The following is a 13,981-nucleotide window of genomic DNA, read 5'->3' as shown; positions in this document are numbered from 1 at the left end:
GGACGGTCACCTGCCCGGCTGGGGAGCCGTCACCGGGCAGCCGGTCTTCGGCTCCGAGCGGATCAGCACGTTCTCCCGGACGGTGAGGAAGGTGAGCAACGCCGCCAGGCCCATCATCGACGCGCTGACCAGCATGGTCGTGTGGAATCCGGCGGTGAAGATCGTGGGGGAGTCGAAGGCGTCACCGGTCAGCCCGGTCAGCGGAGGGATCGCGGCCACCGCGAGCAGCCCGCCGGTCCTGGCGACGGCGTTGTTCACCCCGCTCGCCACCCCCGCGTGCCGCTCGTCGGCGGTGGCGAGCACCGTCGCGGTGAGCGGCGCGACCGCCGCCGACAGGCCCAGGCCGAACAGGGTCGTCACGGGCAGCACGTCCACCACGTACGACGAGCCGGGGCCGATCCGCGACATCAGCAGCAAAGCCCCCGCGCAGACCAGGATGCCGGCCGTCATCGGCAGCCGGGGCCCGACGCGCCTGGCCAGCTCGCCCGCGCGCGACGACAGCAGCAGCATCAGGATCGTCACCGGGATCATCGCGGACCCGGCCAGCAGCGGGGAGAAGCCCGACGACACCTGCAACTGGACCACCAGGAGGAAGAACACCACGCCCATCGCGGCGTACATGACGAACGTGACGATGTTGACGGCGGTGAACACCCTGGAGGCGAAGACCTCGACCGGGACCAGCGCCCTGGGCGAGCGCCTGATCTCCAGCCAGACGAACGCGGCGCCCAGCAGCACGCCCACCACGATCGGGACGACCTCCAGGCCGATCAGGCCGTAGGTGATCCCGGCCAGTGCCAGCGCCGCCAGCGCCGCGCCGAGCACGTCGAACCGGCCGGCGGCCTCGGTGTTCCTGCTCTCCGGGACGTGCCGCAGGGCGACCAGCACGACGAGTGCGGCCAGCGGCAGGTTGATCAGGAACACCCAGCGCCAGCCGGCCGTCTCCACCAGCCACCCGCCGAGCAGCGGGCCGATGGCCGAGGCCACCCCGCCCAGCCCCGACCACGCCCCGATCGCCCTGGGGCGGTCCTCACGGCCGAAGGAGGACTGGATGATGGCCAGGGCGCCGGGGGTCAGCAGCGCCCCGCCGATGCCCTGCAGCGCGCGGGCCGCGACCAGCGTCTGCACGTTGGGCGCCAGGCCGCACAGGGCGGAGGCAAGGGCGAACCAGACGACGCCGATCAGGAAGATCCTGCGCCTGCCGTACCGGTCGCCGAGCGAGCCGCCCAGCAGGATCAGGCCCGCCAGGGTGAGGGTGTAGGCGTTGACGGTCCACTGCAGACCGGCCATGTCGGCGCCGAGATCGGCGCCGAGCGCGGGCAGTGCCACATTGACCACCGTGCCGTCCAGCAGGGCGATGCCGGAACCGAGCACCGTGGTGAGCAGAACCCAGCGCCCCGCCGCGGAATTGAGACGGATGTGACCGTTGTCCATGCGGTCCATCATCGCCGAGCTTTCACATCTGTCTGACCTGCGCACATGATTCTTGAAGTGTCGTGCACCTCTGATAGGACAGGTTCTGTCGTGTCACGCCTGACGGGAGTCTCCGATGGACTACAGCGAGTTCAACGACGATGTCGACGGTCTCTACCGTGGGGAGTACGCGGGCCTGCCCATCGTGAGCCTGCGCCCGCCGGGGGCGCCCATGCCCGCGGCGGGGGAGGCGGCGTGGCGACTCTCGGTCCGCGTCCACGACGCCAAGGAGACCTTCGAGGAGCACTTCGCGCGCTTCGTCGAGACCGTCGACACCACCGAGGTCAGGGCGATCATCGTCGGTGGCTGGGGTGAGGCCTACGAGGTCGACGCCTCGGGCCCCATCCGGCTGCTGGCCGAGCACGCGGCGCGCCTTCCCAAGCTGCGCTCGCTCTTCTTCGGCGCGATGCCGTCGGAGGAGTGCGAGATCTCCTGGATCGTGCAGAGCGACGTCACCCCGCTGCTGGAGGCGTTCCCGCTGCTGGAGCGGCTGGAGGTGCGCGGCGGCACCGAGCTGAAGCTGCGGCCCGTCCGGCATGACAACCTCAAAATCCTCCGGTTCGAGACCGGCGGCCTGCCTCCGGCCGTGGCCAGAGCGGTCGGTGGGAGCGATTTTCCCGCGCTCGAATACCTGGAGCTCTGGCTCGGGTCGGAGAACTACGGCGGAGACACCACCGTGGCCGACCTGGAGGCCATCCTGTCCGGCGAGCGGCTGCCCGCGCTCAGGCATCTCGGTCTGCAGGACAGCGAGATCCAGGACGAGATCGCCGCGGCCGTCGCCTCGGCCCCGGTGCTGGCCCGGCTGGAGTCGCTCGCGCTGTCGATGGGCACGCTCACCGACGCGGGCGCCGAGGCGCTGCTGGAGAGCGGGTCGCCGGCCCACCTCAGGCGGCTGGACCTGCACCACCACTTCCTGAGCGACGCCATGGTCGAGCGCCTCAGGACGGCGTTCTCCGGCGTCGAGCTCGACCTCTCCGAACAGGAGAAGCCCGACGACGACTGGTATTACGTCGCGGTCTCCGAATGACCGCGCTCGCCGTCGTCGGCACGCCGGGGGAGCGGCGGGTGACCATGTTCGCCGACGCCTGCGTCCGGCAGGGGTTGCGCGAGCCCGCGGTGCTGCCGTGGACGTCCGTGCTGCGCGGCGCGGAGATCCGGATCGAGCCGGAGACGCTCGTCCGGATCGACTCGCCCGGGGAGGACGCGGAGACGGACGAACTGCTGCGCGGAGCCGGCGAGCCGTCCCGGGTCGGCGGCGGAGCCCGCTGGCACGCCGCGTTCGTCGCCGGGGCGGCGCGGGTCCGCGAGGCCGTCGCCCGGACTCCGGGGGCCGTGCTGCTCGCCGACGTCGAGGACGTCTCGGTGATGTTCGACAAGCGGCGCTGCCACGCCAGGCTGTCGGAGGCCGGGGTGCCGGTGCCGCCCGCGCTGCCCGGACCGATCCGCGGCTATGCCGAGCTGCGCGAGCGGATGGGCGAGGCCCGCTGGGGGCGGGTGTTCGTCAAACCGGCCCATGGCTCGTCGGCCTCGGGGATCGTCGCCCTGCACGCGTCGGGCGACCGGGTCAGGGCGGTGACCTCGGCGGAGCTGACCGGTGGGGGGCTGCGCAACTCCCTGCGGGTCAGGTGCTACGAGAACGAGTCCGACCTGGTGGCGATCGTCGAGGCGCTGGCCGGAGACGGGCTGCACGTCGAGCGATGGTTTCCCAAGGCGAGCCTCGGCGGGCGCGCGATCGACCTGAGGGTGGTCGTCGTGGACGGCAGGCCCACTCACGCGGTCGTCCGTGCGAGCCGGGGGCCCATGACGAACCTGCACCTCGGCGGTCTGCGCGGCGACCTCGGCGAGGTCAGGGCCGGACTCGGCCCCGAGGGATGGGAGCGGGTTCTGGAGGTCTGCGCGCGGGCGGCGGCCTGCTTCCCCGGCAGCCTGGCCGTCGGGGTCGACCTGATGGTCGGGGCCGACTGGCACGATCTCGCGGTGGCCGAGGTCAACGCGTTCGGCGACCTGCTGCCTCGGCTGGAGGGCCTGCCCGGTAGTGGCGCGGAGGGCCTCGACACCTACGGCGCCCAGGTCCGCGCGATCCTCGCCCGGCACTCGCCGCAGGGGGCGGGGAGAACCGCGACCCGGGCGGTCCGGTGACCCCGGGGGCGAAGGAGGGGCCGGTGCGCGACATGAACGAGATCGTGGGCAGCCACGACCTGCTGCTGGTGACACTCGACACGCTCAGGTACGACGTGGCGGAGGAACTGCTGGCCGCGGGGCGGCTGCCCACGCTGGCGCGGGCGCTGCCCGGCGGACGCTGGGAGCGCAGGCACAGCCCGGGGAGCTTCACCTACGCGGCGCACGCGGCGATCCTCGCCGGTTTCCTGCCGACCCCCGCCAGGCCTGGGCCGCATCCCCGCCCGTTCGCCGCCGCGTTCCCCGGGAGCGAGACCACGGCCCCGAACACCTGGGTGTTCGACGCGCCCGATCTGCCCGGCGGGCTGGCCAGGGCGGGCTACCACACGGTCTGCGTCGGCGGGGTGGGGTTCTTCAACAAGCTGACCCCGCTCGGGTCCGCGCTGCCGGCGATGTTCGCCGAGAGCCACTGGGAGCCGGGATTCGGGGTGACCTCGCCGGACTCGTTCGAGGCGCAGATCGCGTGCGCCGAGCGGGTGGTCGCGCGGGTGGACGGCCCGGTGTTCCTGTTCGTCAACGTCTCGGCCCTGCACCAGCCGAACTGGTTCCACCTGCCGGGCGCCACTCGCGAGCACGGTGACAGCAGGCGGAGCCACGCCGCGGCGCTCGAGCACGTCGACCGGCACATCGGCAGGCTTTTCTCGCTGATGAGCGAACGGCGGCCGGGGTTCGCGATCGTCTGTTCCGATCACGGCACCGCCTACGGTGAAGATGGATATGTCGGGCACCGGATCGGTCACGAGGTCGTCTGGACCGTGCCCTACGGTGAGTTCACGATGCGGCGGGGGGAGTGGCGTTGACTCCGAGTTCTGGCCGGACACCGGAGGTGGTGGACGGCGGGCCGGGCGCACCCGCGCCGCCGCCGGACGCCACCTCACCCGATGCGGGGCCGTACCAGGGTTACGTCTACGCCTATCCGCACAAGACCGCCTACCGGCCGCTCGATCCGCGTCCGCCACTGGCGGAGGTGTGGGCCGGGGAGCCCGTCGACCGCCTCTTCCTCTACCTGCACATCCCGTTCTGCGAGATGCGCTGCGGATTCTGCAACCTGTTCACCCGCACCGGCGCTCCCGCCGAGCTGGTCGACGCCTATCTCGGTGCGCTGGAACGCCAGGCGGGTGCCGTACGCGAGGCCCTGAACGCTCCCCGCTTCGTGGCGGCGGCCATCGGCGGCGGCACGCCGACCTACCTCGACGCCGCCGAGCTCACCCGGATGTTCGACCTCACCGAGCGGGTCATGGGCGCCGACCTGCGGGCGGTCCCGATGGCGGTGGAGACCTCCCCGGCCACCGCGACGGCCGACCGGCTCGCGGTCCTGGCCGAACGGGGGACGACCCGGATCTCGATCGGCGTGCAGAGCTTCGTCGACGCCGAGGCCCGCGCGGCGGCCAGGTCGCAGAGGAGGCAGGAGGTGGAGACGGCGCTCAGCCGGATCCGCGAGGCCGGGTTCGAGACGCTCAACCTGGACCTGATCTACGGCATCGACGGGCAGACGGAGGCGTCCTGGCGTTACTCGCTGGACGCCGCGCTCGCCTGGAAGCCCGAGGAGATCTACCTCTACCCCCTGTACGTCCGCCCGCTCACCGGTCTCGGCCGCCGTGCCCGCGACTGGGACGACCACCGGCTCACCCTCTACCGCCAGGGCCGCGACCATCTGCTCGCCGCCGGGTACGAGCAGATCTCGATGCGGATGTTCCGGCTGCCGGGGCGGTCGAGCCCCGCCGAGTACAGCTGCCAGAGCGACGGCATGGTCGGCCTCGGCTGCGGTGCCCGCTCCTACACCTCTCATCTGCACTACTCCCACGAGTACGCGGTCGGCGCCGGCCAGGTGCGCGCGATCATCGACGACTACGTGCGCCTGGCTCCCGGGGAGTTCGCGGTCGCCAACGTGGGCTTCCGGCTGGACGAGGAGGAGCGGCGCCGCCGCCACCTCATCCAGTCGCTGCTCCAGGCCGACGGGCTCGACCACGCGGCCTACCGGGCCCGCTTCGGAGCCGGGGTCGAGGCCCATTTCGGCGAGGAGCTGGAGCGCCTGACGGCCGGGGGCCTGCTGGAGCGTGACGCGCCGCCGCCGGGCGGCGAAGGGGCGCGGCCCGGACGGCTCCGGCTCACCGCCGAGGGGCTGGCCCGCTCCGACGCGATCGGCCCCGCGCTGTTCTCCGGCAGGGTCCGCGCGCTGATGGCCCGGTACGAGGGACGGTGACAGGCTTGGCCGGCTCATCCGCCGCCGGAACCCGGCGCCTGCCGCTGCTGCCGGGCGGGCCCGATGACCGGGGTCGCGGTCACCTGACGATCCTCTACCGGGGACCGCTGGCGAGTTGCGACTACGACTGCCCCTACTGCCCGTTCGCCAAGCGGCGCGACAACCCGGAGCAGCTGAGGCGGGACCGGGCGGCACTGGAACGGTTCACCGCCTGGGTGGCGGGACGGGACCATCCGGTCTCGGTGCTGTTCACCCCGTGGGGCGAGGGCCTCGTCCGGTCGTGGTACCGCCGGGCGATGGTCGAGCTGAGCCACCTCCCGCATGTGCGGCGGGTCGCCATCCAGACCAACCTCAGCCACCGGTCCGGCTGGCTGGCCGAGGCCGACCTGGACACGCTCGCCCTCTGGGCGACCTACCACCCCGGCCAGGTCACCCACGAGCGCTTTCTCACCCGCTGCCGCGACCTGGTCGCGCGCGGGGTCCGCTTCAGCGTCGGCGTCGTCGGGCTGCCCGAACACCTCGGCCACGCCCGCCGCATCCGGGCCGACCTGCCCGCGGAGGTCTACGTCTGGGTGAACGCGGCGGAGGGCGCCGCCTACACCGACGACGAGGCCGCCGACTGGACGGCGATCGATCCGCTCTTCCGGTACAGCCGGACACCGCACCGGAGCGCCGGGCTGCCCTGCCGCACCGGCGACAGCGTGATCTCCGTCGACGGCGACGGCACCGTGCGGCGCTGCCACTTCGTCCCGGCCGTGCTAGGAAACCTCTACGAGGGCACGTTCAGGCCGAAGGCCACGGCGTGCCCGGCGGCGATCTGCGACTGCCACATCGGCTACGTGCACCTGGAGACGACCGGCCTCTACGACGTCTTCGCCGGGGGAGTCCTGGAACGCATCCCCGCCCGCTGAGGTCGGGTGACGAACGGCCGGGCATGACATGGTGTCAGAGACAACGGCGGCGACGGCGGCGCAGGAGCCGCGCCGCCTCGGCGAGCAGCTGACGCCCCCTGTCCTCAAGCCGCCTCCGGATGACTCCCGGCAGCCAGGCGAGCGCGAGAACCGCCGCGAACACCGGAAACCAGGCCAGCCGGTGCAGCAGCCAGACCGGCTCGTCCGGCACGGCCAGCAGGCCGGGAACGTCGCCGAGGCGCAGGGCGGCGACGGCGATCACGGCCGGTGCGGTCTGGTGCCACAGGAAGAGCGTCATCGCCGACAGGTTGGCCAGCGCGACCGCCGCCCACAGCCGGGGACGCCGCATCAGCCGGGCCAGCGGAGCGCGGGCCAGCAGCGCCGCCCCCACCTGGGCGAGCCCGAAGCAGACCGCCGCCAGGGTGGGCGGCGCCAGGTTGGAGACCGCGGCCCCGGTCACCCCCACCATGCTCGCCGGATACCCGAACCCGGCGACCAGCAGCACCGCCCCGGCCGCCCCGCCGGCCAGCAGACCCACCGCCACCCGGCGCGAGCCGAGCAGGCCGCGCGCCCAGGCGATCCCCAGCGCGTACGGCACCAGCCAGCCGGCCACCAGGTTCGCCCATCCCGGCCAGGCGGGACCGCCGAGCCGGAACCTGGCCAGGTCCACCCCGAGCACCACCGCGAACGCCACGGCGGCCGTGACAGCCGGATGCGGCCGCAGCAGCAGGGGAGTGGCCGCGGTCAGCGCGGCGAAGACGGCCAGGAACCACAGCGGCCCCACCGCCGGGAGCACCATCGACCTGATCAGCCCCACCGGCGCCCCGCGTAGCGCCATCCCCGTCGCGATTCCCGTCCAGATCAGGGCGAGCGGCACCACCGGCCCCAGCAGCCTCCCCATCCTGGCCCGCAGCCACGCCCCCGCTGGAGCGCCTTCCGGCCTGAGGGCCGCCGAGCGGAGGCCACGCGCCGCCGCGTAGCCGCCGACGAAGAAGAACACCGCCAGGGTCTGGAACACCCAGGACAGCGGTGTCAGCGCCGGCAGGTGGCTGAGCGGGCTGGCCAGGTACACCGCCCCCGCCGGGCCCGGCGCCCACGCGGTCACCAGCCAGTGCCCCAGCACCACACCCAGGATCGCCAGCGCCCGCAGCGCGTCCACCCCCCTGTCCCGGCCCGCCGGGGTGGCCGCCTCGATCCCGGCCGTGAGACTAGCCACCGGAAACCTCGCCGCCCCGGCCGAGGGCGATCAGGGTCAGGTTGCGCAGTGACTCGGTGCCCGGTTTGAGATAGTCGCTGTGCCCGGCGGCCTCGGTCCCGAACGGGCGGGCGCCGAAGGCCGGGGCGGCGGGATCGGGGCCGAAGCCGAACGGGCCGATCCGGAGCTTGGGCACCTCGCGCATCCAGTCGAGAGGGCCGCTGCCCACCCAAAGACGGGTACCGCCCAACTCGGCAGCCGAGGAGACGCCCAGTCCCGGGCTGCCGAAGACGGCCGTGTCGGCGACGCCGGAGGCGGGTAAGGCCCCGGCGCACACCACCGAGCCGTAGCTGTGGCACAGCAGGCTGACCCGCTTGCCCCCCAGAACTCCGGTGACGTAGCGCCGCAACTCCACCGCGCCCCGCTCGGCGGCCCCGCCGGTCGTCACGCGAAGGCTGAGCGTCGCCGGGCTGTCGTAGCCGAGCCAGGCGACCACCGCCAGCCTCGCCCCCGGATCCAGCGCCCGGGCCTCGGCCAGCACCGCCCGCGCCCCTCCTCCCGGTGTGCTGTACCGCTTGGCCCTGCCGCCGTCGAAGGTGGCGGCCGTGGTGTCGGCCCCGGGGACGATGACCGCGACGTACTCGGCCGCGGCGAGATCACCGTAGACCCGGACCACCCGGTCGCCCACGGGCGGCGGGACCGTCACGTAGGCGAGCGCCGTGGCGACGGCCACGACGAGCGTACGGCGGAACATACGAGCCTCCTGTCCGATCTGCGGGATCGAACAGGACGTTAGGAACCGCGGTTCGTCGATCGCATCACCCCGGGGAGTCGTCTTCGCGATCACTCTCGGGGGTGAGGCGGGCTCACCCGGCGAACGAGGCCGGCGCCACCGGAACCCTCAGAGCGGAGACGAGGACCCGGCCAGGAGCGCCGGCCAGAGCGCGGATGTTCCGCGACCGTTCGCTGTCCAGGGCCGTGCCCGGCGGGCGGGGCGAAGGATGACTCCGGCAGCCTTGAGACGCCGCGGACTCATTCGCCTGGGCGGACCAGGCCCGTCTCGTAGGCGTGCACGATCGCCTGGGCGCGGTCGCGCAGGTTCAGCTTCGCGAGGATCCGGCCCACGTGGGTCTTGACGGTCTGCTCCGACAGGATCAGGTCCGCGGCGATCTCCTGGTTGGACCTGCCCCGCGCGATGAGTGCGAGCACCTCGGTCTCGCGCTCGGTGATGTCGTCCAGGCGCCCGCGCGGGCGGCGCGGGCCGACGCGGGCGAACTCCGCGATCAGCCGCCGGGTCACCGAGGGCGCCAGCAGCGCCTCCCCGGCCGCCAGCACCCGTACCGCCTCGGCGAGCTGCTGCGCCGAGGCGTCCTTGAGCAGGAACCCGCCGGCCCCGGCCCGCAGCGCCTCGTAGACGTAGTCGTCGAGGTCGAACGTGGTCAGGATCAGGATCCTCGGGACGGGACCGGTGGACTCCATGATCTCCCGCGTCGCCGCGAGACCGTCCATGACCGGCATCCGTACGTCCATCAGCACGACGTCGGGCCGCAGCTCGGCCGTCCTGGCCACAGCCTCGCGCCCGTCGGCGGCCTCGCCCACGACCTCGATGTCCGGCTGCGAGCTCAGGAAGACGGTGAAGCCGGTCCGTACCATGCCCTGGTCGTCGGCTATGAGCACCCGGATCGTCATCGAATCTCCTTGAGCGTGGAGACCCCGGGCTCCGGCCCAGGGGAGGAGGTCAAGCGTCCTCCGTGATCGGAAGTATGGCGGTGACCGCGAAGCCCGTCCCGACCGGCCCGGCCCACAGGCTTCCGCCGAGTACGGACACCCGTTCCCGCATCCCGATCAGACCGTGCCCCATGTGCCCGCCTTCCCCGGTGGAACGGCGCCCGGCGTCGTTCGTCACCTGGACGTGCAACTCGGCGCCGTAACGGGCGATCCTCATCGAGACGGCCGAACCGGGGGCGTGCCGCATGGCGTTGCTGAGCGACTCCTGGGCGATCCGGTAGGCGGACAGGCTCACCGCCGTGGGCAGCCCCGTCAGGTCACCGCCCAGTTTGAGCGTCACGATGAGCCCCGCGGAGCGCGCGGTGTCGACGAGTTCCTCCAATCGGCCGAGTCCCGGCTGCGGTGCGATGTCCGCGTGTCCGTCACCCTCTCTCAGCACGCCCAGTACGCGGCGCATCTCGGTCATGGCCGCCAGCGACAGCGCGCGGATCTCCCTGAGTCCTTCCTCCAAATGCTCCGCGTCCCCGGCCGCCCGCAGCGGAACGGCCTCCGCCTGGATGGCGATCACCGACATGTGGTGGGCGACGACGTCGTGCAGTTCCCTGGCGATTCTGGCCCTCTCCTCCAGCACGGCCTGTCCGGCCAGTGCCTGCCGGCTGCGCCGCTCCTCCTGGGCCAGCAGGCCGACGGCCAGCCGCCGGGCACGCACGTTGTGGCCGAACAGGACGGTCACCGTGACGATGCCGGTGACGACGGCCAGCGAGCCGGGGTGGATCACCCAGGCGACGAGGACCGAGACGATCCACACGCCCACGGTGATGTGCCGCTCCGAGCGGACCGCGACCGCGTAGACCACGAGTACGTACATGACCGCGGCAGCCGTGCTGTACGGGGGGTCGGACAACTGCCGTGAGACGACCGTACCCAGGGGAATCAGGAGGATCGCCATCCGCCATGCGGCCAGCGGCCACCGGCCACGGAACGCGAGCGGCAGGGAGAAGGCCAGGGCCGCGAATGTGAGCTCCCCGCCGAGCGGGAGGTGCGCCCGGATCGCCTCGTCCCTGAGTAGGGAGAGGCCGGCGTCGAACAGCGTGAAGGTCAGCGCCAGGTCGGCCAGCAGGACCAGGTCGATGGTCCGGAACGGCAGCAGCCCCAGCGCCCTCGGCATGCGGGGGCGGAGGCGGCGTGACCGGAGGCGGCCGGCAGGGTCGGCCGCCCCGGTCACCAGCGCCTCGACGAGGGGGTGGGCCAGTCGCGCGGCGGCCTCCCGTACCGGCCGTATGCGCCGTGCGGGGGTGGGGGTCACCCGGATCAGCGTAGGCGGCGCGGCCGTGGTCCGCGTCCCACCAGGGAGTGATCTCCCATGTCCCTCCTGCGGGTGGCGGGATACGGCCGAGGTGTCCGCCAGTGGGCTCAGACCGTGCCCAGGCCGCGCAGCACGAAGCCGGAGACCGTCTCCGCGGCCTCCTCGGGCGTCACCGCGCCGCTGAGCAGCGGGACCCGCTCGGCGCCGATGACGGCGAGGATGAAGCGGGCGGCGACCTCCACGTCGGGGGCGTGGAAGTCGCCCGAGGCCACGCCGCTGTCGATGATGCCGGTCAGGATGCGCTGCATCGGCTCGACATGGTCGGCCAGGCGCTGGTAGGCGTCGGGGCCCAGCGCCGCGGACAGGTCGGCGGGGCCGGGATGGGGGTGGGCGAGCAGCCCGTCGAGCTGGAGCCTGACGAAGACCCGCAGCCGCTCGGCGGGCAGGGCCCGCTCGGGCAGTTCCCGCTCGTAGCTGTCGATGAAGTAGTGCGTCACCCGCTCGGTGAAGGCCAGCAGCAGCGCAGCCTTGTCGGGGAAGTAGTTGTACAGCACAGTGCGGGTGATCTCGGCCTCGCTCGCCACATCGGTCATGGAGATGGCGTCGATGCCCTGCTCCCGGGAGAGACGCGAGACCGCCCGCAGGATGCGGTCCTGTGTCTGGGCGCGGTGCTCGCCGATGGTCGCGGCCGAAATCCGGGGCATGGTCCCATGGTCGCACAGTGCCGTCGCCTGCCGGCAGGTCGTTCCGTGTCCGGCCGCGAGGTCAGCGCTGGGGGCGGGCCGAGCTCATGGCGGCATGCAGGTCCGCGGTGCTGGGAGCCGGGGGGAGCGGAGGGCCGAGGCGGTCGGTGCGACAGGCGCCGAGGATCAGGGCGATCAGCCGCCGCCACGCCTGCGGGGCGGCGCCGCGGGTGGAGCCGAGCACCCCGGCGTTGGCCATCATGATCAGCATCAGGTCCTGGCCGGTGAAGTCGGGGCGCAGCGTCCCGGCGCGGCGGGCCCGCTCGATCACCCGCTCGACCGCCGCCATCGCCCGTGCCCTCGGCGCCTCCAGGGCGGCTCCGGGAAAGCAGACGGTGAACCCCTCGGTCACCCCCTGGTCGGCGGCCTGCATCCCGCAGATGTGTTCGACCAGCTCGGCGAACGCCTCCCAGGGGTCGTCGGTGCGCTCCGCCGCCTCGGCGGCCTCCACGAAATCGGCCATGTGGTCGGCCAGGATCGCCTCGATGAGCGCCTCGCGGTCGGGGAAGCGCCGGTAGAGCGTGGCGATGTTCACCTCGGCCCGGCGGGCGATCTCCTCCAGGGGGACGTCGAGCCCGCGCTCGCGGAACGCGACGCGCGCCGCCGTCATGATCCGCTCCCGGTTGATCTCGGCGTCCCTGCGCAATCCCCGCCGTTTGCACGCGTCCATGAGCCGATTCTATAAAGTGAAGGCTTCCTTGCGGTTATGCTACGGTGCGACAGACGAAGGCGTGCCTTCACTTATTTTCGGAGTGCCTCATGAACGTTGCCCTCTGGGGCGCGCAGATTCTGCTCGCCGTGATGTTCCTCATCGCGGGTCTCACCAAGGCCACCCAGCCGCGCGAGAACCTGATCGCCAGACTGGGGGGATGGGTGGAGGACTTCTCCGCCGGCCAGATCAAGGGCATCGGCATACTCGAGGTGCTGGCCGGGATCGGGCTGGTCCTGCCCGCTTTCACCGGCATCCTGCCCGTGCTGACCCCCCTCGCCGCCGCCGGCCTGGTGATCACGATGATCGGTGCCATCGTCGTGCACGTCCGGCGCAAGGAGTACTCGGCGCTCGTGATGAACCTGCTGCTCCTCGCGCTGGCCGCCTTCGTGGCCTGGGGCCGTTTCGGGCCGTACGCCTTCTGAGCGTCGTACGTCTTCGAGGGCCTTTGTCGGGACCGTGCGGTTCACCAAGACCGGCTCCGGTACGGAGAGTCCGTGCCGGAGCGTTCACTCGTACTGTGGGGCGACCGGGTTCAGGCGGCGGCCTCGGACCGGGCCACCCGGCCGAGTTCGCCCAGGACCTCGGTGTTGAGCTGGTAGGCGAGCCTGGTCTCGCGGATCAGACGCTGCTTCTCGGCCTCGTCCAGAGGCAGTGCGTCCAGCCGTGCCCGGTACTCGTTCTTGAAGCGGGGCAGGCTGCCGATCCCGTCGAACAGGTAGAAGTCGATACCCCCGCCCGGCTGGTAGCCGTAGATCTTCTGCAGCTCCATCCGGATGAACTGCCCGCCGGACAGGTCGCCCATGTAGCGGGTGTAGTGATGGGCGATGTAGCCGGCCGGCCAGGTGGCCACCTGGTTGATGCGGGCGACCAGGGTCAGGGTCGGCTTGGAGGGCTCGATCCTGGACCGCCAGCCGGACCCGTAGATCGTCTCCAGGTCGCGGACCAGTGCCTCCTCCCGATAGAGCTCGGGAAAGACGAAGGGGGCCGCGACGGGGTCCTCGGTGAGCGACCGTGCGGCACCGTCCAGGGCCACGTAGGCGAAATAGTGCTGGGCGACCATCTCGCCGTACGCCTCGGGGGTGAGGTGGCCCGCCATCAGGGCCTTGAGATAGCTCTCGTCCTCGGCGGATTCGTGGTCGCCCCAGGTGGCGTTCCTGAGGACTTCGGAGAACGGCGGCTCACTCATGATCACTCCGCGGCGAGGAAACTTTTCATGACACAGTGTCACAAAAATCGCGCCACCCCGTCAAGTCGATGACGACACTCTGTCATTAAACCGGCCGCCCTCGCGTCAGGTGCGGGCGGGACGCGCGAAGTGGGGTTCTCGGTCAGGCGCGAGCGGGCGGAGTGCGCCGCAGGGGGCCTCGGCCGATGCTCCCGCCGCCAATCTACCCTTAGGTTAGCCTCGGCTAACTTTTGTCGCGCCGTCGAAACCGCGGCCGGTCTCCCGCGGCACCGGCCTGACCTGTCCGATTCGCCGGACGCTCTGGCGGTGCGCGCCCGGCTTCCCGGGCGACGTGATGTTCCCGCGC

Annotated in this window: 14 protein-coding genes; 6 read left to right on the top strand and 8 right to left on the bottom strand. The window is 72.2% G+C overall.

Going from position 1 to position 13,981, the window contains the following annotated elements; all coding sequences use genetic code 11:
* Positions 1–6: 6 nt before the first annotated feature.
* Positions 7–1,434, bottom strand: a complete 1,428-nt coding sequence (locus AB0K21_RS04095; protein WP_364147684.1) for an MFS transporter — start codon at positions 1,432–1,434, stop codon at positions 7–9.
* Positions 1,435–1,549: 115 nt separating this feature from the next.
* Between AB0K21_RS04095 and AB0K21_RS04090 the strand changes: the two genes are divergently transcribed.
* Genes AB0K21_RS04090 through AB0K21_RS04070 form a run of 5 tightly spaced genes read left to right on the top strand, consistent with a single transcriptional unit; the run spans position 1,550 to position 6,765 of the window.
* Positions 1,550–2,500 (top strand): STM4015 family protein, encoded by a 951-nt coding sequence (locus tag AB0K21_RS04090; protein WP_343966615.1) that lies wholly within the window; start codon positions 1,550–1,552, stop codon positions 2,498–2,500.
* The gene (locus AB0K21_RS04085; protein WP_343966613.1) at positions 2,497–3,612 is read left to right on the top strand and encodes an STM4014 family protein; all 1,116 of its coding nucleotides are present in this window, start codon (positions 2,497–2,499) and stop codon (positions 3,610–3,612) included. The genes AB0K21_RS04090 and AB0K21_RS04085 overlap by 4 nt, the downstream gene beginning before the upstream one ends.
* Positions 3,613–3,644: 32 nt before the next feature.
* A complete protein-coding gene (locus AB0K21_RS04080; RefSeq protein WP_364148363.1) occupies positions 3,645–4,451 on the top strand; it encodes an STM4013/SEN3800 family hydrolase in 807 nt (268 codons plus the stop codon).
* Between the two features lie 29 nt (positions 4,452–4,480).
* Positions 4,481–5,854, top strand: coding sequence for an STM4012 family radical SAM protein (locus AB0K21_RS04075; RefSeq protein WP_364148360.1), 1,374 nt, complete (start codon positions 4,481–4,483; stop codon positions 5,852–5,854).
* Between the two features lie 38 nt (positions 5,855–5,892).
* Positions 5,893–6,765: an STM4011 family radical SAM protein gene (locus tag AB0K21_RS04070; RefSeq protein ID WP_343966692.1), complete on the top strand. Its 873-nt coding sequence runs from the start codon at positions 5,893–5,895 to the stop codon at positions 6,763–6,765.
* A gap of 34 nt (positions 6,766–6,799) precedes the next feature.
* Here AB0K21_RS04070 and AB0K21_RS04065 read toward each other — a convergent pair whose 3' ends face one another.
* From AB0K21_RS04065 to AB0K21_RS04040, 6 genes are all read right to left on the bottom strand, one after another.
* Positions 6,800–7,981, bottom strand: a complete 1,182-nt coding sequence (locus tag AB0K21_RS04065) for an acyltransferase (protein ID WP_343966611.1) — start codon at positions 7,979–7,981, stop codon at positions 6,800–6,802.
* Entirely contained in the window at positions 7,974–8,714 is a 741-nt protein-coding gene (locus AB0K21_RS04060; RefSeq protein WP_364147679.1) for an alpha/beta hydrolase, read from the bottom strand. Before AB0K21_RS04060 ends, AB0K21_RS04065 begins: the two co-directional genes overlap by 8 nt.
* 278 nt (positions 8,715–8,992) lie before the next feature.
* On the bottom strand, positions 8,993–9,649 hold the full coding sequence (locus AB0K21_RS04055) for a response regulator transcription factor (protein ID WP_364147677.1): 657 nt from the start codon (positions 9,647–9,649) through the stop codon (positions 8,993–8,995).
* 49 nt (positions 9,650–9,698) lie between these two features.
* Complete coding sequence (locus tag AB0K21_RS04050) at positions 9,699–10,994, bottom strand: histidine kinase (protein WP_364147674.1); 1,296 nt, start codon at positions 10,992–10,994, stop codon at positions 9,699–9,701.
* A 107-nt stretch (positions 10,995–11,101) separates the two neighbouring features.
* Positions 11,102–11,698: a TetR/AcrR family transcriptional regulator gene (locus AB0K21_RS04045; protein WP_343966601.1), complete on the bottom strand. Its 597-nt coding sequence runs from the start codon at positions 11,696–11,698 to the stop codon at positions 11,102–11,104.
* A gap of 61 nt (positions 11,699–11,759) precedes the next feature.
* Positions 11,760–12,407, bottom strand: a complete 648-nt coding sequence (locus tag AB0K21_RS04040; RefSeq protein WP_343966600.1) for a helix-turn-helix domain-containing protein — start codon at positions 12,405–12,407, stop codon at positions 11,760–11,762.
* An 89-nt stretch (positions 12,408–12,496) separates the two neighbouring features.
* On the opposite strand from AB0K21_RS04040, the gene AB0K21_RS04035 reads away from it, so the two are divergent.
* Positions 12,497–12,871, top strand: coding sequence for a DoxX family protein (locus AB0K21_RS04035; RefSeq protein WP_343966598.1), 375 nt, complete (start codon positions 12,497–12,499; stop codon positions 12,869–12,871).
* A 110-nt stretch (positions 12,872–12,981) separates the two neighbouring features.
* Here AB0K21_RS04035 and AB0K21_RS04030 read toward each other — a convergent pair whose 3' ends face one another.
* A complete protein-coding gene (locus tag AB0K21_RS04030; RefSeq protein WP_343966596.1) occupies positions 12,982–13,635 on the bottom strand; it encodes a biliverdin-producing heme oxygenase in 654 nt (217 codons plus the stop codon).
* Between the last annotated feature and the right edge of the window lie 346 nt (positions 13,636–13,981).

Origin of the sequence: Streptosporangium sp. NPDC049248, assembly GCF_040678965.1 — a bacterium.
GTDB classification, from domain to species: domain Bacteria; phylum Actinomycetota; class Actinomycetes; order Streptosporangiales; family Streptosporangiaceae; genus Streptosporangium; species Streptosporangium fukuiense.
Note: the sequence above shows the minus strand (reverse complement) of the source record. Positions and strands in the feature narration are given on the sequence as shown.

Bases quoted from the DNA above. Each gene is read 5' to 3' on its own strand.
- AB0K21_RS04045 (WP_343966601.1), bottom strand. From the start codon at position 11,698: ATGCCCCGGATTTCGGCCGCGACCATCGGCGAGCACCGCGCCCAGACA.
- AB0K21_RS04095 (WP_364147684.1), bottom strand. From the start codon at position 1,434: ATGGACAACGGTCACATCCGTCTCAATTCCGCGGCGGGGCGCTGGGTT.
- AB0K21_RS04040 (WP_343966600.1), bottom strand. From the start codon at position 12,407: ATGGACGCGTGCAAACGGCGGGGATTGCGCAGGGACGCCGAGATCAAC.
- AB0K21_RS04085 (WP_343966613.1), top strand. From the start codon at position 2,497: ATGACCGCGCTCGCCGTCGTCGGCACGCCGGGGGAGCGGCGGGTGACC.
- AB0K21_RS04090 (WP_343966615.1), top strand. From the start codon at position 1,550: ATGGACTACAGCGAGTTCAACGACGATGTCGACGGTCTCTACCGTGGG.
- AB0K21_RS04030 (WP_343966596.1), bottom strand. From the start codon at position 13,635: ATGAGTGAGCCGCCGTTCTCCGAAGTCCTCAGGAACGCCACCTGGGGC.
- AB0K21_RS04035 (WP_343966598.1), top strand. From the start codon at position 12,497: ATGAACGTTGCCCTCTGGGGCGCGCAGATTCTGCTCGCCGTGATGTTC.
- AB0K21_RS04055 (WP_364147677.1), bottom strand. From the start codon at position 9,649: ATGACGATCCGGGTGCTCATAGCCGACGACCAGGGCATGGTACGGACC.
- AB0K21_RS04060 (WP_364147679.1), bottom strand. From the start codon at position 8,714: ATGTTCCGCCGTACGCTCGTCGTGGCCGTCGCCACGGCGCTCGCCTAC.
- AB0K21_RS04080 (WP_364148363.1), top strand. From the start codon at position 3,645: ATGAACGAGATCGTGGGCAGCCACGACCTGCTGCTGGTGACACTCGAC.